The 19,620-nt window shown below is 70.6% G+C and carries 22 protein-coding genes; 7 read left to right on the forward strand and 15 right to left on the reverse strand.

Features of this window, described 5'->3' with window-relative positions:
- The first annotated feature begins 194 nt into the window (after positions 1 to 194).
- The 4 genes from AC5RUW_RS08160 to AC5RUW_RS08175 all read left to right on the forward strand — a co-directional run bounded on the left by AC5RUW_RS08160 (position 195) and on the right by AC5RUW_RS08175 (position 2,692).
- Entirely contained in the window at positions 195 to 584 is a 390-nt protein-coding gene (locus tag AC5RUW_RS08160) for an eCIS core domain-containing protein (protein ID WP_494160239.1), read from the forward strand.
- A 52-nt stretch (positions 585 to 636) separates the two neighbouring features.
- The gene (locus AC5RUW_RS08165; RefSeq protein WP_494160240.1) at positions 637 to 1,725 is read left to right on the forward strand and encodes an Rv2578c family radical SAM protein; all 1,089 of its coding nucleotides are present in this window, start codon (positions 637 to 639) and stop codon (positions 1,723 to 1,725) included.
- 98 nt (positions 1,726 to 1,823) lie between these two features.
- Positions 1,824 to 2,204, forward strand: coding sequence for an ArsR/SmtB family transcription factor (locus tag AC5RUW_RS08170; protein WP_494160241.1), 381 nt, complete (start codon positions 1,824 to 1,826; stop codon positions 2,202 to 2,204).
- Positions 2,201 to 2,692, forward strand: a complete 492-nt coding sequence (locus AC5RUW_RS08175) for an SRPBCC family protein (protein ID WP_494160242.1) — start codon at positions 2,201 to 2,203, stop codon at positions 2,690 to 2,692. The genes AC5RUW_RS08170 and AC5RUW_RS08175 overlap by 4 nt, the downstream gene beginning before the upstream one ends.
- A 27-nt stretch (positions 2,693 to 2,719) precedes the next feature.
- On the opposite strand, the gene AC5RUW_RS08180 is transcribed toward AC5RUW_RS08175, so the two are convergent.
- Positions 2,720 to 3,178 (reverse strand): (deoxy)nucleoside triphosphate pyrophosphohydrolase, encoded by a 459-nt coding sequence (locus AC5RUW_RS08180; protein WP_494160243.1) that lies wholly within the window; start codon positions 3,176 to 3,178, stop codon positions 2,720 to 2,722.
- A gap of 251 nt (positions 3,179 to 3,429) precedes the next feature.
- On the opposite strand from AC5RUW_RS08180, the gene AC5RUW_RS08185 reads away from it, so the two are divergent.
- Positions 3,430 to 4,692: an MFS transporter gene (locus AC5RUW_RS08185; RefSeq protein ID WP_494160244.1), complete on the forward strand. Its 1,263-nt coding sequence runs from the start codon at positions 3,430 to 3,432 to the stop codon at positions 4,690 to 4,692.
- Here the strand turns inward: AC5RUW_RS08185 and AC5RUW_RS08190 are convergent.
- The 4 genes from AC5RUW_RS08190 to infC form a co-directional block, all read right to left on the reverse strand.
- The gene (locus AC5RUW_RS08190) at positions 4,689 to 5,630 is read right to left on the reverse strand and encodes a TrmH family RNA methyltransferase (RefSeq protein WP_494160245.1); all 942 of its coding nucleotides are present in this window, start codon (positions 5,628 to 5,630) and stop codon (positions 4,689 to 4,691) included. The genes AC5RUW_RS08185 and AC5RUW_RS08190 overlap by 4 nt on opposite strands.
- A 12-nt stretch (positions 5,631 to 5,642) precedes the next feature.
- Entirely contained in the window at positions 5,643 to 6,287 is a 645-nt protein-coding gene (gene rplT / locus AC5RUW_RS08195) for a 50S ribosomal protein L20, sunset domain variant (RefSeq protein ID WP_494160246.1), read from the reverse strand.
- 106 nt (positions 6,288 to 6,393) lie between these two features.
- Positions 6,394 to 6,588 carry a 50S ribosomal protein L35 gene (gene rpmI, locus AC5RUW_RS08200; RefSeq protein ID WP_494007442.1) on the reverse strand — a complete coding sequence of 65 codons (195 nt, stop codon included), beginning with the start codon at positions 6,586 to 6,588 and terminating at the stop codon, positions 6,394 to 6,396.
- Positions 6,589 to 6,701: 113 nt separating this feature from the next.
- Positions 6,702 to 7,745 carry a translation initiation factor IF-3 gene (infC, locus tag AC5RUW_RS08205; protein WP_494160790.1) on the reverse strand — a complete coding sequence of 348 codons (1,044 nt, stop codon included), beginning with the start codon at positions 7,743 to 7,745 and terminating at the stop codon, positions 6,702 to 6,704.
- 314 nt (positions 7,746 to 8,059) lie between these two features.
- Here infC and AC5RUW_RS08210 point away from each other — a divergent pair, with 314 nt between their 5' ends.
- The gene (locus tag AC5RUW_RS08210; protein WP_494007443.1) at positions 8,060 to 8,509 is read left to right on the forward strand and encodes a DUF1844 domain-containing protein; all 450 of its coding nucleotides are present in this window, start codon (positions 8,060 to 8,062) and stop codon (positions 8,507 to 8,509) included.
- Between the two features lie 85 nt (positions 8,510 to 8,594).
- Here AC5RUW_RS08210 and AC5RUW_RS08215 read toward each other — a convergent pair whose 3' ends face one another.
- The 8 genes from AC5RUW_RS08215 to AC5RUW_RS08250 all read right to left on the reverse strand — a co-directional run bounded on the left by AC5RUW_RS08215 (position 8,595) and on the right by AC5RUW_RS08250 (position 14,700).
- The gene (locus AC5RUW_RS08215) at positions 8,595 to 9,905 is read right to left on the reverse strand and encodes an MFS transporter (protein WP_494160247.1); all 1,311 of its coding nucleotides are present in this window, start codon (positions 9,903 to 9,905) and stop codon (positions 8,595 to 8,597) included.
- A gap of 34 nt (positions 9,906 to 9,939) precedes the next feature.
- On the reverse strand, positions 9,940 to 10,788 hold the full coding sequence (locus tag AC5RUW_RS08220) for an SseB family protein (RefSeq protein ID WP_494160248.1): 849 nt from the start codon (positions 10,786 to 10,788) through the stop codon (positions 9,940 to 9,942).
- 3 nt (positions 10,789 to 10,791) lie between these two features.
- Entirely contained in the window at positions 10,792 to 11,547 is a 756-nt protein-coding gene (gene priA, locus AC5RUW_RS08225; RefSeq protein WP_494160249.1) for a bifunctional 1-(5-phosphoribosyl)-5-((5-phosphoribosylamino)methylideneamino)imidazole-4-carboxamide isomerase/phosphoribosylanthranilate isomerase PriA, read from the reverse strand.
- Between the two features lie 67 nt (positions 11,548 to 11,614).
- On the reverse strand, positions 11,615 to 11,773 hold the full coding sequence (locus tag AC5RUW_RS08230; protein ID WP_494007447.1) for a hypothetical protein: 159 nt from the start codon (positions 11,771 to 11,773) through the stop codon (positions 11,615 to 11,617).
- A gap of 4 nt (positions 11,774 to 11,777) precedes the next feature.
- Positions 11,778 to 12,416 (reverse strand): imidazole glycerol phosphate synthase subunit HisH, encoded by a 639-nt coding sequence (gene hisH / locus AC5RUW_RS08235; protein ID WP_494160250.1) that lies wholly within the window; start codon positions 12,414 to 12,416, stop codon positions 11,778 to 11,780.
- The gene (gene hisB, locus AC5RUW_RS08240; RefSeq protein WP_494160251.1) at positions 12,413 to 13,030 is read right to left on the reverse strand and encodes an imidazoleglycerol-phosphate dehydratase HisB; all 618 of its coding nucleotides are present in this window, start codon (positions 13,028 to 13,030) and stop codon (positions 12,413 to 12,415) included. The genes hisH and hisB overlap by 4 nt, the downstream gene beginning before the upstream one ends.
- Positions 13,031 to 13,067: 37 nt before the next feature.
- Positions 13,068 to 14,204, reverse strand: a complete 1,137-nt coding sequence (locus AC5RUW_RS08245) for a histidinol-phosphate transaminase (RefSeq protein ID WP_494160252.1) — start codon at positions 14,202 to 14,204, stop codon at positions 13,068 to 13,070.
- A gap of 124 nt (positions 14,205 to 14,328) precedes the next feature.
- Positions 14,329 to 14,700, reverse strand: coding sequence for a LysM peptidoglycan-binding domain-containing protein (locus AC5RUW_RS08250; RefSeq protein WP_494160253.1), 372 nt, complete (start codon positions 14,698 to 14,700; stop codon positions 14,329 to 14,331).
- A gap of 341 nt (positions 14,701 to 15,041) precedes the next feature.
- Between AC5RUW_RS08250 and lexA the strand changes: the two genes are divergently transcribed.
- Entirely contained in the window at positions 15,042 to 15,800 is a 759-nt protein-coding gene (gene lexA / locus AC5RUW_RS08255) for a transcriptional repressor LexA (protein WP_494160254.1), read from the forward strand.
- Between the two features lie 168 nt (positions 15,801 to 15,968).
- On the opposite strand, the gene AC5RUW_RS08260 is transcribed toward lexA, so the two are convergent.
- Together AC5RUW_RS08260 and hflX are read right to left on the reverse strand one after the other, a co-directional pair.
- Positions 15,969 to 18,008 carry an ATP-dependent DNA helicase gene (locus AC5RUW_RS08260; protein ID WP_494160255.1) on the reverse strand — a complete coding sequence of 680 codons (2,040 nt, stop codon included), beginning with the start codon at positions 18,006 to 18,008 and terminating at the stop codon, positions 15,969 to 15,971.
- Positions 18,001 to 19,566, reverse strand: a complete 1,566-nt coding sequence (gene hflX / locus AC5RUW_RS08265; protein WP_494160256.1) for a GTPase HflX — start codon at positions 19,564 to 19,566, stop codon at positions 18,001 to 18,003. The genes AC5RUW_RS08260 and hflX overlap by 8 nt, the downstream gene beginning before the upstream one ends.
- Positions 19,567 to 19,620: the final 54 nt, after the last annotated feature.

Genomic DNA, 19,620 nt, shown 5'->3' on the forward strand with positions numbered 1-19,620 from the left:
TTACCTGTTTCGGCCCGGTGGATGGGTGCTCCGGCGCGATCCTGGCGGAGGGCGCGCGGGAGCCGTGATTCTGCTTCCAGTCTAGAGGACGGGATTCACCGCGCGGCCCGCATGACCTCCACGGGCGGGCGCGGGTTTCCGACGCGCGCCGGGCACAGGCCGGGCACGGCTCCGTGCGCGGCTAGGCTGGCGGCATGGATGTGCGGGCCGCATTGAACCTGGTGAACCTCTCCACGCCTGTCGGCATCCTGCTGGCGCGGGCAGCGGGCTGCCGCATTCGGCGTGGGCCGTCGGGGCTGCTGCTGGCGTCCGGCTGGCAGTTCCGGCTTCCGAGGGCCGCGGCCTTCACCGTGGGCAACGTCGTGCTGTACCGGGACCGCGTGGCACCGCTGCTGCGACCCGGTTCTGCCCTGCTGGCCCATGAGTCCCGGCACAGCTCCCAGTACGCCCTCCTGGGCCCAGCCTTCCTCCCCCTGTATTTCGCGGCCGCGGCATGGTCGGTGCTGCGCACCGGCAACCCCGGCACCGGCAATCCCTTTGAGCGGCTGGCCGGACTGCGCGACGGCGGGTACCCCGCGCCCTGACTTTTCCGCCGCAGCTAGTGCGCTTCCTCGAACATGTGTTCTAATACTGTGCATGAGATGGGCCGGACAGGAAACCACCGCCGAGACCTCCGACGCCCTGCTGTCCCTGCAGGGACTGGTCCGCAGCGTGCGCACGCCGGAGTTTGCCGGCGTCACCTTCCACGAAGTGGCGTCGAAGTCGGTGCTGAACAAGGTCGCAAAGACGTCCTCCATGCCGTTCGGATGGACGGTGAATCCCTACCGTGGCTGCTCCCACGCCTGCGTGTACTGCTTTGCCCGGCGCACCCACACCTACCTTGATCTGGATGCCGGCATGGACTTCGATTCCCAGCTGGTCGTCAAGGTCAATGCCCCGGAGGTGCTGGGCCGGGAGCTGGCCAGGCCGTCCTGGCAGCGCGAGCACGTCGCCATGGGCACCAACACCGATCCCTATCAGCGGGCCGAGGGCCGCTATCAGCTGATGCCGGGCATCATCCGGGCCCTGGCCGACTCGGGCACCCCGTTCTCCATTCTGACCAAGGGAACCCTGCTGGCCCGGGACCTGCCGCTGCTGAAGTCCGTGGCAGCCGAGGTGCCGGTCAGCATGGGCATCTCGCTGGCACTGTTGGATCCGGACCTGGCGCGGCGGGTGGAGCCCGGCACCCCCACCCCGAAGGCGCGCCTGGACCTGATCCGCCGCCTGTCCGATGCCGGCATGGCCTGCAATGTCATGGCCATGCCGATCCTGCCCTGGCTGACTGACGGCGACGAATCCCTTGACGCGCTCTTCGCCGCGCTGGCCCGGGCGGGGGCTGACTCCGTCACCGCGGGCGCACTGCACCTGCGTCCCGGCGCCAGGGAATGGTTCATGGCGTTCCTGGCACGCGACTACCCCGGCTTGGTGCCGCGCTACCGGGAGCTGTACGCCGGCGGCAGTTACGCCTCCAAGGAGTACCGGCAGTGGCTGACCGGACGCGTCCGGCACTTCAAGTCCCGGCACGGCTTCGATCGGCGGCGCTCCTTCCTCCGCCCGCCGCGCAGCGGCGCCAACACAACCGGCGCCGCTGCGCCGTCCGTCCCTGCTGACCAGCAGGGCATCGCCGCCCCCGCCCTCTTCGGTCCTGACGACGGACAACGGACCGGCTCCGACACCCTGTTCTGAATTTCCTTCCCGCAGCCCTTGTCCGGATCCAGCCTGGAGCCTAACCTACAACCATCTGGTTGTAAGTCGAGCCGGATCGTGTGGACGGAGAGGCAACGATGGACCGGACAGCTGAAAGCCTCGACCGGTTGTTCCGTGCCCTCGGCGATCCCACCCGCCGCGACATCCTGCGGCGGGTGGGAGAGGCAGAGCATTCGGTCAGTGACCTGGCCCGGGACTACCCGCTGAGCTTTGCCGCCGTGCAAAAGCACGTGGCGCTGCTGGAGCAGGCCGGCCTCGTCAGCAAGCACCGGCACGGGCGGGAGCACCTGGTGCGCCCGCTGCCCTCCGGGCTCCGCAGCGTCCGCACGGCTTTGGATGAACTGGCAATCCTCTGGGAGCAGCGCATCGGACAGATGGGCGCACTGCTCACGGACGGCCGGGCAGCACCTGACGAAGAACGGGCACGCCCCGAACCCCAGGAAGGACAGGTCCCATGAGCGTCACTGATGTGCAGAAAGACTACGATTCCCTCTCCCTCACGCTGACGGCCGAGCTGCCGGCACCGCCGGAGCGCGTCTGGCAGCTCTGGGCCGACCCCCGCCTGCTGGAACGCTGGTGGGGCCCGCCGACCTGGCCGGCGACCATGGACAGCTTCGACTTCCGGCCCGGAGGGGAAGTGGCCTACCACATGACCGGCCCCGGCGGCTCCGTCGCCCGCGGCTGGTGGCTCCTGCGCTCCATCGAGGAGCCCGTCGCACTGGCCTTCGACGATGGGTTCGCCGACGACGACGGCCGGCCGAGCACGGAGCTTCCGGTGATGCCGACCGTCGTGGAGCTGAAGCCGAACGGAGACCGCGGAACCACCATGACCATCAGCACCGCCTGCGCCACCCGACAGGACATGGAGCGGGTCCTGGAGATGGGCATGGCGGAGGGCCTCCAGGAGGCTGTCGGCCAGATGGACGGCCTGCTGGTCTCGGCCTGACAGCCGGCCTCCGGGTCCGCCGAAAGGTCAGGGCCGGGCGCAGGCGGCCTGCAGGACCGCGGCGACAATCGGGAAATCCGCAGGAATCCAGTCGAGTCCGGTGAGCTCGGCGCGCCACAGCGGCACCCAGCGCAGCTCGTCATGGTCCTGCAGCGGCCGGGCCTGACCGGAGCGGATCTCCGCCAGCCAGACCCGCATGGCCGCCTTCGGGTTCAGCGGCCAGCCGGCCGCCGTCGGCCCCGGCACCTCGGCTCCCAGCACGACGTCGACCCCCAGCTCCTCGCGCAGTTCCCGTTCCAGGGCGGCCTCGCACTTCTCCCCCGGCTCCACCTTGCCGCCGGGAAATTCCCACAGGCCGGCCAGGGACGGCGGAGCGCTGCGGCGGGCCGCCAGCATCATGGTCGGCTCAGCGAGGGAGTCAACGATGGCGGCGCCCACCACCTGGATGAGGGCTGCGGGGACGGCGGCGTCTGCTGATGAAGGCACCCGTTGATTCTAGCCGTGCGGTCCTCGGCGGCCGCGCCCGCTGAGAGGCTGGAGCCGGCGCGGTCGGAGGCGAAGGGACGCCGGCACGGCACGTTGTTGGACAGGGCCGGCTGGAGCCGATGCCATACCGCGGTGCCGCAGCCGCTACGCTGATTTGTGCAGCGACGGCAGCGGAGCCGCACTGTCCTCCCCTTCCCCTGACGGTGCCCGGCCCTGCCCTGCCCGCAGGGCCGCCGACCGTGAAAGAAGCCATGTCCCGCCCTGCACCGACCTTGCCCCGCCCCGCGTCCTCCCCTGCCGGCGTCCGCCTTGCCATCTTCGCCCTGGCCGTCGGCGGATTCGCCATCGGCACCACGGAATTTGCCATCATGGGCCTGCTGCAGGAGATGGTGGCCGACCTCGGGGTGTCGGTCCCCGAAGGCGGCGCCGTGATCTCCGCGTACGCCCTGGGCGTCGTTGTCGGCGCGCCGCTGTTGGCCGCGCTTGGGGCACGGCTGCCCCGGAAGAACCTGGCCGTGGGGCTCATGATGCTCTTCACCCTCGGGAACCTGTCCTCGTTCTTCGCTCCGGACTACGGCTGGCTGCTGGTCACGCGGTTCATCTCCGGGCTTCCGCACGGGGCGTTCTTCGGGGTCGCGGCCGTCATCGCCGCTTCCCTCGTGATTCCCACCAAGCGTGCCCAGGCGATCTCGATGGTGATGCTGGGCCTCAGCATCGCCAACGTCATCGGTGTTCCCGCCGCCACCTGGCTGGGACAGACCGCCGGCTGGCGCTGGATGTTCGTGGTGGTCGCCGGGCTTGGCGCGCTCACCGTCGTGCTCACCGCGCGGAGGATTCCCTACGAGGCGGCCCACCCGGACGCGAGCATCCGCCGCGAGCTCGGGGCGCTGCGCCGGGTCCAGGTCTGGCTGGCCCTGCTGATCGGCACTGTCGGCTTCGGCGGCTTCTTCGCCGTCTACACTTACATCTCCCCCACGATGACGGACCTGGCCGGCTTCCCGACGTCGGTGCTTCCGCTCATCGTGGGTCTTTACGGCGTCGGCCAGGTGGCGGGCAACGTGATCGGCGGCTGGGTCGCCGATCGCAACGTGCTGGGCAGCATCTACGCCATCCTGGCCGCGACGGTGCTCATCCTGCTCGGCTATGCCTGGCTGGTCCAGTATCGGATCCCCGCGCTGGTCTTCGTCTTCCTCGTCGGGCTGATCGGCTCGATGCTGGTGCCCCCGCTGCAGACCCGGCTGCTGGATGTCTCCCCCGGAGCGCAGTCGCTGGCGTCGTCGCTGAACCACGCGGCGCTGAACATGGCCAACGCGCTGGGTGCGTTCGTGGGCGGCGTCGTCATTGCCTGGGGCTGGGGATACCGGTCGCCGGCGCTGGTGGGAGCCGGCCTGGCGGTCATGGGCCTGGCCGTGGCGCTGTTCAGCGGACTGCTCGAGCGCCGCCGGTCAGGTGCCCCTGAAGCGGCGGGGCAGGCGGCGGCCGAAGGGTCATCCGCCCGCTCAGCGCAGCGCTAGCGCCGCTGGGCGCGGGCGGAGGCGTAGAGGCACACGGTTGCGGCGGTGCCCACGTTGAGGCTCTCCGCCTCGCCGTAAATGGGTACGGCGACGCGGTGGTCCGCGGCTGCCAGCTCGGCGTCGGACAGGCCCTGGGCTTCGTTGCCGAACAGCCAGGCGGTGGCGTCCTCAAGCCGGGGACCCGAGGCCGGTGCGGTGCCGGCCGGATCCTCGAAGCCGTCATTGCGCACGGAGTCGGCGTCACGGGGCACGAGCCTGCGGAGCGCGGCTTCGTCCTGCAGAGCGTCAAGGTCTGCGCTGCCGTAACCGTCCGCGGCCAGGAGGGTGATGTCGCGGTCGCGCAGCTGCACGGCCAGGGCGTCGAAGTCCTGGCCGGTGATCACCGGAAGGTGGAACAGGGAACCGGCGGTGGACCGCACGGCCTTGGGATTGTGGATGTCAACGCTGCTGCGGGTGAGCACGACGGCGTCCGCGCCGGCCGAGTCGGCCGCGCGGAGGATGGTGCCCGCATTGCCCGGATCCCGCACTTCGCACAGGACGGCGATCAGGCGGGCCCCGGCGTCGAGCACGTCCTCGAGCCGCGGCGCAGGGATGTGGCAGACCGCCACGATGCCCTGCGGGTTGACGGTATCGGCCATGGCGGCGAGGACCTCGTCGGTGGCCAGGCGCAGCGGCACGCCGCGCGCCAGGTCGGCCAGCTCGGGCAGCCGGTCCAGGCAGGCACCGGTCGCGTAGACCTGCGCGACGACGGCCGAGCCGCCGGCGGCCACGGCCGCGCGGTGCGCGGACAGCGCCTCACGGACGGCCTGCGGCCCTTCGGCCAGGAACGTCCCGGTCTTTAAGCGCGACGGGCGCCCGGCAAGCCGCGCCACCTCCTTCACCCGGTCAGCCCGGGGGTTGGAAAGCAGCGGAGCCTGCGGGCGCCCGTCGATGCTCATGCGTTCGAGGACTTAGCCCTGGAACTTCTGGCGGGCTTCGCCGCCTGCCGGCTCGAGGCCGGCGGCCTTGGCGGCCTCAACGGAGTTGAACCAGTACTCGGCAACGGTCTGCTCGTACCAGGTGGAACCCGGAACGTGGTACTTGCCGGTGGCGGCACCCTTGATGACGTAGCCCTCGGGAGCCTCGCCTTCGGAGGCCTTGAAGCCGGCGTCAGCGGCGGGAGCGGCGGGAGCGGCAGCGGTCTTCGGAGCCGGAGCGGCGACAGCGGCAACGGCCGGAGCGGCCTTGGCCGAGGTGTCGGCGGGCAGGGCGTCCTTGGCAACCTGGACCAGGGTGGCGAAAGCGTTGGCGTCGTTGACGGCCAGCTCTGCCAGCATGCGGCGGTCGACCTCGACCTCAGCGGCCTTCAGGCCCTGGATCAGGCGGTTGTAGGTCAGGCCGTTGGCCCGGGAGGCAGCGTTGATGCGCTGGATCCACAGGCGGCGGAAGTCACCCTTGCGCTTGCGGCGGTCGTTGTAGCTGTACACGTACGAGTGCAGCAGCTGCTCCTTGGCCTTACGGACCAGGCGCGAACGCTGGCCCCGGTAGCCCTTGGCGCGCTCAAGAATTACCCGGCGCTTCTTCTGGGCGTTGATCGCCCGCTTCACACGTGCCACGTGCGTACTCCTTATCTGCTGTTCCCGGACCTCTCACGGCAGGGCCGCGGGCGGGAACGAATGGTGATTAGTGGGTGGCGGCTTCCGCCGCCGAAGGAAGAAGGGCTTACTTGCCCAGCATCTTCTTGATGACCTTGGCGTCCGCCGGGGCGACGATCTGGTCGGAGGCCAGGCGGCGGGTCAGGGTGCTGGACTTGTGCTCCAGGTAGTGACGGCGGTTGGCCTGCTGGCGCTTGAGCTTGCCGGAACCGGTGAGCTTGAAACGCTTCTTGGCGCCGCTGTGGGTCTTCATCTTCGGCATGGGAACCGATCTCCTTAATGGTTTCCGCGGCGGACCGCGGGGCTTTGAACGCCCTGGGAGGGGCGTCAGGGTTTACTGAACTGCCAGGCTGGGCCGGCGGAGCAGCGCGGGTGTTACTCCGCGGCGTCCGGCTTGCTCTGGCTGCGCGGGGCGGGTCGGCCACCGGGCTTGGGTGCGCCCTGCGGCTTGGGGCGCGGGGCCGGCTTCATGGCCGAAGGCTTGGGCATCGCGGTGGGCTTCGGAGCCGGCATCGGCTTCGGAGCGGGTGCCGGGGCCGCATCCGCCGCCGGCCGCGGGGCCGGAGCAGCCTTCGGCGCTGCCGCGCGGGGAGCCTGCGCCCTGGGCGCAGCCGCACGGGGAGCCGGCGCCTTCGCGGCGGACTCGGTCCGCGCGGCGCTGGTGGTGCTCCGCTCGGCTTCGGTCCGTGCCGGTGCCTGCGCCGCCGCAGGTGCCTGGGCCGGGGCCGAGGCTGCGGGACGCTGCGGGGCTTCGCCGCTGCCGGTGCCCAGGCGCAGGCCGCCCGGGATCAGGTCGGCCAGGCTCTGCGTCATGGGAGCTTCGGCACCGGAGGTGTCGACGCGGGACGCGCGGCCGCTCTTGGCCTCTTCCTTCTGGGCAGTGCGGCGGGCTTCGGCCTTGGCCTCCGCCTTGTTCTTCAGCGGTCCGATCACCATGACCATGTTGCGTCCGTCGATGCGCGGAGCGGACTCCACGACGCCGACCTCGGCCACGTCATCGGCGAACTTCTGGAGCAGCCGGATGCCCATTTCGGGGCGCTGCTGCTCACGGCCGCGGAACTGGATCATGGCCTTGACCTTGTCCCCGGCGGCGAGGAAGCGGATCGCGTGGCCGCGCTTCGTCTCGTAGTCGTGGGTGTCGATCTTGAGGCGGAACCGGATTTCCTTCAGCACCGTGTTGGTCTGGTTCTTCCGGGCCTCACGGGCCTTGACGGCGGCTTCGTACTTGTACTTGCCGTAGTCCATTAGTTTGCAAACCGGCGGCTTGGCCTGCGGCGCCACCTCGACAAGATCCAGATCGGACTCGGCTGCAAGGCGCAGGGCGTCTTCAATACGCACCACTCCCACCTGTTCGCCGGCCGGCCCTACCAGCCGCACCTCGGGGACGCGGATGCGATCATTGATTCTTGGCTCGCTAATGTTTCAGCTCCTGTTTGTCTGGGTACGGCAGCCGCCTGCAAATGAAGAAGGCCTCCAAATTGCACGCGCAATCGGAGGCCTCTGATCGGCTGCGCCGTCCCTGACGGTGCCTACCCGCGGCGCTTCAAAGGCGAACGCTGGTTCGCCGTGACGCTGGCCGCAGGGCCGACCTGAACCCGGCAACTCCGGCCGAAACGGCTCGGGCTGACGCGGGTGGGAGGAGTCTCCGCTTGCAAACCGGCCGCCGGTCTTCGATGCCCGCAGGGGCACCCGAAAATACCGACGATCGGCTGGTCTGTGACAAGCTTACCAGTATGAGTACCCCACAGAGCAATCCGGCAGGCGGATCCTCCCGCCATGCCTTCCCCGAAACCTCGGAGCCGGCCGGCGATGCAGCCCGCGAAGCCGCCGAGCAGGCAGCGGCTGAGCGCGCCGTCGCCGAGCAGATGCGCGACATCGCCGAGGTGGCCGCCGTCGAAGTCATCACCACCACCGCCGTCCACCTCATGAGCGCGGCGGCTGTCAAGTGCGGCCTGGCCGAAGGCCCGGACGCCGAAGAGCTCAAGGACCTCGACGAGGCCCGCAAGCTGATCACCGCGCTGGCCGGCCTGGTCACCGCCGCGGCACCCGAGATCGGCAGCCAGCACGCCGGCCCGTTGCGTGACGGCCTGCGCTCCCTGCAGCTGGCCTTCCGCGAGGCCTCGGTCATCCAGGATGCTCCGGGCAAGGGCCCGGGCGAGAAGTTCACCGGCCCGGTCAACTGACCCGTTTCACCGTTCCGGCATCCGCTGCCGCCGCCCGCCGGGCGGCGGCAGCGCTGCTTAACCCAGGTGACCGGCCCCGCGTCGACTAGCGCACGGCGGCGGCCCGACGGTGGGCGAGGGCGCGCACCGTCAGCACCAGGCAGCCCATGAGGACCACCAGGCCGCCGGCGAAGGAGAAGCCGGCCCACGGGCCGATCGCGTCGATCGCCAGGCCGGTGGCCGGGGCACCCAGGGCGGTGCCCGAGGTGAGCGCGGAGCCGTACCAGCCCATGGCCTCTCCGCGGCGCTCCTCGGAGACCAGGTCCGCCACCCGCTCCGACGCGGAGGAGAGCACCGGGGCGCAGAGCAGCCCGGGAGCAATCGAGAGCAGCGCCAGGCTGAGAGTGTCGGTGGCGAAGGACATCGGAATGGTGAGCACCGCCATCGCCAGCAGCAGCAGCATGGGCGGAATCCGGCGGTTCATGGCGCCGTAGAGGATGCCGCCGATCGCCGAGGCGGCGCACCAGCAGGCGAAGACGAGCCCGAGCTGGCCGGAGTGTCCCGTGCCTTCGAGCAGAGCCACGATCCCGACGTCGGTCGCCGACAGGAGCAGCCCGGCGCCCGCCGCCACCGTGAAGACCACGGCGACGCTGACGGTCACCCAGGACAGGCCCGCCGGCAGCGCGGAGCGGACCCGGCCGCGCAGGCCCGGACGCCGTTCGCCGCTCAGCGCCAGTTCCGCGCTGGCCTCCCCGATCGACGCGGGGGCGGAGGCGACGACGGCCGCTGCGGCGGCGTCCTGGTCGTCGGCCTCTTCCACCGCGGTCATTGCCGCCGGACTGCGGGTGGGCGGGTTGAACCACATCAGCAGCAGGCCGGCCGCAGCGGTGCAGAGTCCCACGAGGGTCAGGCCGAGGGCGGAGGAGACCTGGGTGGCGATGACCGCCCCCAGTGCCGGGCCCATCATGAAGACCAGTTCCGTGGCGATCGAGTCCACGGCGAACGCCGTGCGCCGCTGCTCCCCTTCGGCCAGCACCCCGAGGGCCTGCCGCACCACCGAGAAGACCGGCAGCGTGAACAGGCCGCCCACCAGGGCCAGCACCAGCACCCACTGGTAGCTCACGTGCGGCACGACGGACCAGATCACGGCTTCGGAGATGACCGAGGGGATCAGGGCCCGGCGCAGGCCGACGGTGTCAACCCGCCGTCCTCGCCACGGTGCTCCCACAGCGATGCCGATGGTGACCAGGGCCGCGACGACGCCGGCTTCGGCGTAGCCGCGGTCCATCGTCATGACGATGTGCAGGGTCAGCAGCACTCCGGCCGCCGAGTGCGGGAAGCGGGCGATCATTCCCACCAGGAGGACCCGGCGGATGGGGGCATGGCGCAGCAGCTGCCCATACAGTTTGAAGTTCACGGCACGTCTTTCCTGGCGGCACTGCCGCCTGGGGTCAGCGCGTGAGTTTCAGTTCGAGTGAATCAACGCGCTCAACGAAATCGGGATGGGCGGCCAGCCGCTGCTGGAGCGTTCCGGCGATGCTGCGCACCGCGTCCGCGTCCAGGCCGGGCGTGAGCCGGAGGATGAGCCTCAGCTCGGGCCCGCTGCCGCCGCCCGGGATTACTGTACCCGCTGCGGTGCGGCTCGCCGTTCCGGGGCCCGCCGTGAGGCGGACGTCCAGCACGGCCGGTTCCTCGGCGGCCAGCGCGCCTACTGTTTCGGCGAGCTGCGGGTCCGCGTACGACGGCGTCCACGGCTTCTGCTGCGCCAGGGCCCAGAGCGCCGGGCGGCGGACGACGAAGGTCACATCCCCGCCCGGATCCAGCACCATCAGCTGCGCCTCTTCTGACACGGCGGACAGCGCCGCGCGGGCCGTGTACGCGGCGACCGGCCGGGCGTCGGGGTGCCAGCGCTGCAGTGCGTCCACGGAGGTGAAGGCCGGAAGGGCCTTGCGGCCGTCCGGTGCGGTGAGGGTCACCAGCGCCATGTCGGCCTGCTTGTCCGAGGTCAGGCCGTCGTGGCCCTCGGCCTCCTCGCCGAGCGTGGCGACGATGGGCACGAACAGCCGCGCGGTGGCCAGCGCCGCGACCACCGCGGTTTCGGAGCCGGTTCCGGCGGCGAGGTCGGCGACGGCGGCCAGGTAGCCGGCGTCGGCGGCGCCGTCGTCCTGGTCGAAGTTGTGCAGCGGGTTCCCGTCGCCGCTGAGGTCGCGCCCCGACCAGGGCCGGCCGGCGGAGTCCGTCGGCCCGCCGGCTGCGGCCAGGGCGGCGGCAATGTGTCCGGGCAGGGCGCGCTCGGCCATGGCCTAGGCCTGGCTCCGCGGACGGCCGGCGACGTCGAGCGCCTGCGGCAGGGTAAAGGCGCCGGCGTAGAGCGCCTTGCCGACGATGGCGCCTTCCAGGCCCAGGGGAACGAGCTCGCGCAGGGCGGCGAGGTCTTCGAGGTTGGAAATACCGCCGCTGGCGACGACGGGGCGTTCGGTGCGCTGCAGCACCTCGCGCAGCAGTTCGAGGTTGGGACCGCGCAGGGTGCCGTCCTTGGTGACGTCGGTGACCACGTAGCGGGAGCAGCCCGCGTCCTCCAGGCGGGCCAGGACCTCCCACAGGTCGCCGCCGTCGCGGGTCCAGCCGCGGGCGGCCAGGGTGGTGCCGCGGACGTCGAGGCCGACGGCGATCGCATCGCCGTAGCGGGCGATGGCGCTGGCGGTCCAGCTGGGGTTCTCCAGGGCGGCGGTGCCCAGGTTCACGCGGCGGGCACCGAGCTCGAGGGCCTTTTCCAGGGACTCGTCGTCACGGATGCCGCCGGAGAGCTCCACCTTGATGTCCAGCTTCTCCACCACGCGCTTGAGCAGCGGCAGGTTGGAGCCGCGGCCGAAGGCTGCGTCCAGATCCACCAGGTGGACCCATTCCGCGCCGTCGTTCTGCCAGGCCATGGCCGCGTCCAGCGGGTCACCGTAGCTGGTCTCGCTGCCGGCCTCGCCCTGGACCAGGCGCACGGCCTGCCCGTCGGCGACGTCGACGGCGGGCAGCAGTTCGAGGATGGGGGTGTCGGAAAGGCTCATCGTTCTCTTTCGATACGGTGCCGGCGGCCCGGAGGGTGCCCGGCGGGGTGGTTGGCGGACCCGGCGGTCAGGCGAGGTCGAGGGTCAGGAAGTAGGCGGCCAGCAGGGCCATGCCGGCCAGCACCCAGAAGCTGATTGATATGAGCTTGGAAAAGCCCTGGGCGCGGAAGGAAATGGCGCCGCCGATCAGCAGCCCTGCCAGGCCCATCAGGATGATGCTCCACATGGCGTCAGTCCAGCGTCTTGATCCAGTTGTCCAGCAGGGCAGCCCCGGCGTCGCCGGACTTCTCCGGATGGAACTGGGTGGCGGACAGCGGCCCGTTTTCCACGGCGGCAACAAACGGGCCGCCGTGCTCGGACCAGGTGACCAGCGGCGGGCGCATGGCCGGCTGGGTCACATCGAAGTCCCACTTCTGCACCCCGTAGCTGTGCACGAAGTAGAACCGTTCGTCCTCGATGCCGGCGAACAGGCGGGAGCCTTCGGGCACCGTGACGGTGTTCCACCCCATGTGCGGCACGACGTCGGCGGCGAGGCGCTCGACGGTGCCGGGCCACTCCCCCATGCCCGGGGTGCGGACGCCGTGCTCCACCCCTTCCTCGAAGAGGACCTGCAGGCCCACGCAGATGCCCAGGACGGGGCGGCCTCCGGCGACGCGGCGGCCGATCATCCGGATCCCGTCGACGTCCTTCAGGCCCTGCATCACCGCGGCGAACGCACCGACGCCGGGGACGACGAGCCCGTCGGCGTTCAGGACGTCGTCCGGCTTGGAGCTGAGCGTGACGTTCGCGCCGGTGCGCTCCAGAGCGCGGACGGCGGAGTGGATGTTCCCGGATCCGTAGTCCAGGACGGTGACGTTGCGGGTGCTCACAGCGCACCCTTGGTGGAGGGGATGCCCTCGACCCGGGGATCGGGCTCGACGGCGGCGCGCAGGGCCCGCGCGAAGGCCTTGAACTGGGCTTCGACGATGTGGTGCGGGTCGCGGCCCCCGAGCACGGTCATGTGCAGGCAGATCTGCGCGTGCAGGGTGATCGCCTCGAACACGTGGCGGGTCAGCGAACCGGTGAAGTGGCCGCCGATCAGGTGGTATTCCTGCCCTGCGGGTTCGCCGGCGTGCACCAGGTAGGGACGGCCGGAGATGTCGACAACGGCGTTCGCCAGCGCCTCGTCGAGGGGAACGGTGGCCTCGCCGAAGCGGCGGATGCCGGCCTTGGTGCCCAACGCTTGGCGCAGCGCCTCCCCCAGCGTGATGGCGACGTCCTCGACGGTGTGGTGGACGTCGATGTGGGTGTCCCCGGTGGCCTGGACCGTGAGGTCGATCAGGGAGTGCTTGGCCAGTGCCGTGAGCATGTGGTCATAGAACGGCACGGACGTGCTGATGTTGGAACGGCCGGTGCCGTCCAGGTCCAGCTCCACGACGACCGACGACTCGCTGGTGCTGCGTTCGAGCCGGGCGGTGCGTCCTGTGGTGGTCTCCACGGTCATGAAAGTCCTTCGAAGTCGGTAGGGGCTGAGAACCAGTCTAGTGCGCGGCGCCGACGCCGGCCCGGCCGGCGTCGTCCTGGGACAGCAGGGCGCGCAGGGCATCCAGGAAGGCGGTGGTTTCCGCTTCGGTTCCGGCGGTGACGCGGAGGTGGCCGGGAATGCCGACGTCGCGGATCAGCACTCCGGCGTCCAGCAGTCCCTGCCAGATGCGGTGCGGCTCGGCCAGGCCGCCGAAGAAGACGAAGTTGGAGTCGGAGGGGGCGGGGGTGAGCCCCAGCGCCGTCAGCTCATCGACGATCCGGTCGCGCTGGCCCTTGATGTCCTCGACGTTGGCGAGCAGCGCGTCGGCATGGGCGAGGGCGGCGTTGGCGGTGGCCTGGGTCAGGGCCGAGAGGTGGTAGGGCAGGCGGACCAGGCGCAGCGCGTCGGTAATCTCCGGGGCCGCGGCCAGGTAGCCGATGCGGGCGCCGGCGAGGGCGAAGGCCTTGCTCATGGTGCGCGAGACGATCAGCCGTTCGCGGCCGGGCAGCAGTTCCAGCGCGCTGGGCGTGCCGGTGTGCGAGAACTCGGCGTAGGCCTCGTCGACGATCACGATGGCGTTGCTTGCCTGGCCCGCCTCGTAGACGGCTTCGACGACGTCCAGGCCCAGCGCCGTACCGGTCGGGTTGTTCGGCGAGCAGAGGAAGACGATGTTCGGTGCGGCGTCGCGGACCTGCGCGGCGGCCGACCCGGCGGTGAGGGTGAAGTCGTCGGTGCGCTTTCCGGACAGGTAGGCGGTGCCGGTGCCGCTGGCCAGCAGCGGGTACATGGAGTAGGTCGGCGGGAAGCTCATGGCGGTCCGCCCCGGTCCGCCGAAGGCCTGGAGGATCTGCTGCAGGACCTCGTTGGAGCCGTTCGCCGCCCAAATGTTGTCGCGGCCCATGCCGTGGCCCAGGTACGCAGCCAGGCGGTCCCGCAGTTCCGTGAATTCACGGTCGGGGTAGCGGTTGAGGCCCGTGGCGGCTTCGGAGACGGCGGCCACGATGGCCTCGCGCACATGTCCGGGCAGGCCATGGGTGTTCTCATTGACGTTCAGCAGGACGGGTACTTCCAGCTGCGGGGCGCCGTAGGGCGAAAGGCCGCGGAGATCGTCGCGGAGCGGAAGGCGGTTGAGTTTGTCCAGCTGTTCAGTCACCCGTCCAGCTTAAGTCCGCAGGCACTGCTGGGGAGAATCCCGGGGCGGGGGGTTACGGCCCTGCGGCTGCAGGGGCTCACGCGCCGCAGCTACCGGGGGCAGATGCAGGTGGTGGTCCGGCCGCTCAGCGGGAGACTGGTACGTAAAGCTGCGCGCCGGCCGGGATGGTGGCTTCCTGCAGGTTGTTCAGCTCCATGATGTCGGCGACGACGGCGCGCGGGTCGCGGCCCGGGACGTAGCGGTCCGCCAGCCCCCACAGCGACTCGCCGGTCTCCACGCTGACCTGCAGCGTGTGGGCGGCCGGGTCCTGCGTCTCGCTGCCGGCGATCGCGGGGGCGGTGAAGAAGGCTGCCAGGAAGATCAGGGCAGCGGTGGCCAGCATGACCGGCAGGCCCACCAGGACCAGGCGGCCGCGGCGGGTCAGGCGCAGCGGGGCAGCGGAACCGGCGGTGGACGACGGCGTGGCGGATAGGCCGGGCTGGAGTGCGAGTGACATGGTTTTCCTTTCCGAACCGCGGGGCCCATCAGGCTCGGGCGGAGCGGTTTCGAAGCTTGTTTCGAAAGTCGAGCCCGCTAAGGGCACTTCACTTTCGAATCTTTGTTCGATCAGCTGGATCCTTTCTAGCACCTGTCTACGAACGTTGTCGAGACTCGCTCGAACAAATGTTTGAAAACAGGGGGCTGCTCCCCTAGCGTTGAGAGCAGCACCGGAAGCTGACAGAAGCGAGTCCATCACCCGCCTCTGACAAAACCGCCGGGAGCCGCGGGCGGGACCGCCGTCCGCACGCTGGAAGAACGCGGCCGGATGCACCGGCCGCCGGCCTGAAGGGAAGCGCCGTGGCACGCAGGACTGTAAGCGGAGGCACCGATGCCTCCACCTCCGGGCGCCCGGCCAAGGGCCTGACTCCCCGCCAGCAGAAGATCCTGGAGACCATCCAGCGGTCCGTCAGCAGCAACGGCTACCCGCCGTCCATGCGCGAGATCGGCGACACCGTGGGGCTGGCCAGCCTCTCGAGCGTGACCCACCAGCTGGGCCAGCTGGAAAAGCTCGGCTACATCCGCCGTGACCCCAAGCGGCCCCGCGCCATGGAGATCCTTACTCCGCTGATGCTTCGGGATGCCGAGCCCGCAAAGCCGGCCGCGCCGGCTGACGCAGACCCGGCTCCCTCCGGCGGCACGGAGGCGGGGAACGTCACCGCCCTGCGGACGGACACCGCGCTGGATACCGCCATGGTTCCCCTGGTCGGCCGCATTGCCGCCGGCGGTCCGATTCTCGCGGACCAGCAGGTTGAGGACATGGTGCCGCTGCCCCGGCAGCTGGTGGGCCACGGTGAGCTGTTCATGCTGCGGGTCTCCGGCGACTCCATGGTCGACGCCGCCATCTGCGACGGCGACTGGGTGGTGGTCCGCCGCCAGCCCACCGCGGAGAACGGTGACATCGTGGCCGCGCTGCTCGATGACGAGGCCACGGTCAAGACCTTCCGCCAGCGCGAGGGCCACACCTGGCTGCTGCCGCAGAACACGCGCTACGAGCCCATCCCGGGCGACCACGCCACGATCATGGGCAAGGTCGTCTCCGTGATGCGGTCGCTGTAGGCGCCCCTGCCGCGCTTCGGGAGGTTTTCGCCCCCGACCAGCGGCGCCGGCATCGGCGCTGCGGTCGGGGGCGTTTGCGTGCGCGCCCCGTCCCGGCCCTATATGGCATCCGAACGGGTCAGCCGTGGCAAGCGGCCAGCGGCTGGGCGTCCTGTCCTCTGCGGAGCATCAGGCCCCGGCGCCGGCCTTTGACGCGGCGGCCAGCCGCTGCAGCGCCTTCAGCACCACGGCCCGGTCGGCGGTCGGCCAGAACGGCGGCAGCGCCGAACGCAGGAAGCCTCCGTACCGTGCCGTGGCCAGGCGCGAGTCCAGCACGGCCACCACGCCCTGGTCCCCCGCTGCACGGATCAGCCGGCCCGCGCCCTGGGCGAGGCGGATCGCGGCGTGCGTCGCGGAGACGCTCATGAACCCGTTGCCGCCGGCGCGGGCCACGGCCCGGCTGCGGGCCGTCATCAGCGGATCGTCCGGGCGCGGGAACGGAATCCGGTCCAGCACGACCAACCGGCACGACGGACCGGGAACGTCCACGCCCTGCCACAGCCCCATGGTGCCGAACAGGCAGGTCCGCTCGTCCTCGGCAAACTGCTTCACGAGCGAGGCCATCGAAGACTCGCCCTGGCACAGGATCGGCACGTCCAGCCGTTTCCGCATCGCCTCGGCGGCCTCTTCGGCCGCCCGGCGTGAGGAGAACAGGCCCAGCGCCGCGCCGTCGGAGGCGGCGATCAGCTCGGCCAGCTCGTCGAGCTGGGCCTCGGAGGTTCCCCGCTCGGGCTTGGGCAGGTCCTTGGCTATGTACAGCATCCCCTGCCGGGGATAGTCGAAGGGGCTGCCGACGTCGGCGCCCTCCCAGGCGGGCGCGCCCGGACCCTGGAGGCCGAGCGCACCGGCCACCGGGCCGAACTCGGAACCAATGGCCAGGGTGGCGCTGGTCAGCACCACGGTGTGCCCGTCGAACAGGTTCTCCCGCAGCTTGCCGGCCACGGACAGCGGGGCGATGTTCAGCGTTGCCGGCGCGTCATCGTCGGGCGGCTGGTAGCCGCCGGAGGGTGAGAAGGTGCTGCTGCGCGAGGCCCAGACGACTTCACCGGATTCGGGCGCGGATTCCAGCCGTTCGCACAGTTCAAGGATCGCCATCAGCCGGGAGCGGGCCATCTGCCGACCGCCGTCGGCGTTGTCCTGCCCGTCCGGCTTCGAATCAGACAGCGCGACGCGGCACGCCTCGCGGACGCGCCCGACGGCCAGCAGCTGGTCTTCGTTCAGCCCCGCGGGCAGCAGCCCGGAGGCAATGCCCTCGATGGCAGCGTCGAAGGCGCGGCCGGCGTCGGCAAGTTCCTGCACGCTGGCGCTGGTGTGCTTGCGGGCCGCGGTCACGGCGGAGCTGATGGTGCCGCCGGAGAGCTGGCCGGTGACCGCTCCGGTGACGCGGTCGGCGAGCTCATGCGCCTCGTCGATGACCACCACGTCGTAATCGGGCAGCACCGCCAGCCCCTCGAAGGCCGCGATGGCCAGCAGGGCGTGGTTGGTGATGACCAGGTCCGCTTCGGCCGCCTTGGCGCGCGCCCGTTCGCTGAAGCACTCTGCGGCCATCGGGCATTTCTGGGCGCCCAGACACTCCATGGAGGTCACGGAGACCTGCCGCCAGGCCCGGTCGCTGACGCCGGGCACCAGCTCGTCGCGGTCCCCGGTCTCCGTCTCCTCGACCCATTCGTGCAGGCGCTGCACGTCGCGGCCCAGCGCGCTTACCGGGCCGGTGCCGCGGGCGGGGTGGCCGACGGCGTTTTCCTCGCCCAGCACGAACAGCGCGCCGGGGTCGTCTTCGTCGGGAAAGCCGCCGCCGGTCTTGTGCAGGCAGACGTAGTTGCTGCGGCCCTTCAGCAGCGCGACGTCGACCGGGCGGGGCAGCTCCGGCTCGAGGGCCCCCAGCAGGCGGGGCAGGTCACGGCCGACGATCTGCGCCTGCAGCGCGAGCGTGGCCGTGGAGACCAGCGCCGGTTTCTCGCTTTCCACCGCATGGGCCACCAGCGGCACCAGGTACGCCAGCGACTTGCCGGTGCCGGTGCCGGCCTGGACCAGCAGGTGGCGGCGGGATTCGATCGCCTCCGCCACCTGCCGTGCCATCTGGTGCTGGCCTTCGCGGTTCTGCCCGCCCATCGCCTGGACGGCGGCGTCGAGCAGCGCGAGGACCTTCTCGGGGCGCTGCTTAGCCATGGGTGGTGAAGGGCTCCAGTTCGGGAGCCAGTCCTTCCCGAACCATGACGCGGAGCCTAGTGCCCTCTTCGACGTGGTCCATGGACAGGATCTCGGTGTCCTGGCTGTGCAGCCGGGACACCACGTCGCCGCGGTCGTAGGGAACCAGCAGCTCCAGCTCCACGGCGGGCCGCGGGATGGAGGCCGAGATGGTTTCGAGCAGTTCGTCGATGCCTTCACCGGTCCGAGCCGAAACCACCACGTGCCGGCGTTCGCGCTGCCGCAGCCGCTCGAGCACGAACGGATCGGCGGCGTCGGCCTTGTTGAGCACGATGATCTCCGGCACCTTGCGGGCGTCGACCTCGGCGAGGACCTCACGGACCGCCGCGATCTGGCCTTCCGGATCCGGATGCGAGGCATCCACCACGTGCAGGATCAGGTCGGCGTCGGCGACCTCCTCCAGCGTCGAGCGGAAGGCCTCGACCAGCTGCGTGGGCAGCGACCGCACGAAACCGACGGTGTCGGCCAGCGTGTAGCCCAGCCCGTCGGGGGTCTCGGCCCGGCGGATGGTCGGGTCCAGGGTGGCGAACAGGGCGTTCTCCACCAGCACCCCGGCGTTGGTCAGCCGGTTCAGCAGCGAGGACTTGCCCGCGTTGGTGTAACCGGCGATCGCCACCGAGGGCACCGCGTTGCGCTGCCGGTTGGCCCGCTTGGTTTCCCGGGCGGGCTTCATGGCGGCGATTTCGCGGCGCAGCTTGGCCATCCGGTTGCGGATCTTCCGCCGGTCCAGCTCGATCTTGGTTTCACCGGGACCCCGGGAGCCCATGCCGGCGCCGGCCGAGCCGACCTGGCCGCCGGCCTGCCGGGACATCGATTCGCCCCAGCCACGCAGGCGCGGCAGCAGGTACTCCAGCTGCGCCAGCTCGACCTGGGCCTTGCCCTCGCGGGACTTGGCATGCTGGGCGAAGATGTCCAAAATCAGCGCGGTGCGGTCAATGACCTTGACCTTGACGATGTCCTCCAGCCCGCGGCGCTGCGACGGAGACAGCTCACTGTCCACGATCACGGTGTCGGCGCGGGTGGCCATCACGATGTCCTTGAGTTCCTGCGCCTTGCCCGAGCCCAGGAACGTGCCGGGGTCCGGCTTCAGCCGGCGCTGGATGATGCCGTCGAGCACCTCGGAGCCTGCGGTTTCGGCCAGGGCCGCCAGCTCGCGGAGCGAGTTCTCGGCGTCGGCGGATGTCCCTTCGGTCCACAGTCCGGCCAGGACCACGCGCTCCAGGCGCAGCTGCCGGTATTCGACCTCGGTGACGTCTTCAAGTTCGGTGGAGAGGCCGGCGACGCGGCGCAGGGCGCGCCGTTCCTGCAGGTCCTGCTGCTCACCGTCGTAGTCGGAATGCTCCTGGCCTGGTTCATCCAGTGCCTGGGCCCGACCGTGCTTCGCTGTGGCGCCGTTCGGCCCGGCCGCAGCCTTGGCCTCCACAGCGCTGTCCTTCGCGAGGATCCTGTCGATTACCCCCTGGATTTCCTCCGGAGACAGCTCCGGGGACGAGGCGACAGGACGGGAATTATTGGTCATGGTCTCCTTTAGGATTCGTTACACACCATCCTAGGCCAGAGCCTGTCGATGTGC

The sequence above is a fragment of the Arthrobacter sp. Y3222053 genome, assembly GCF_059092805.1.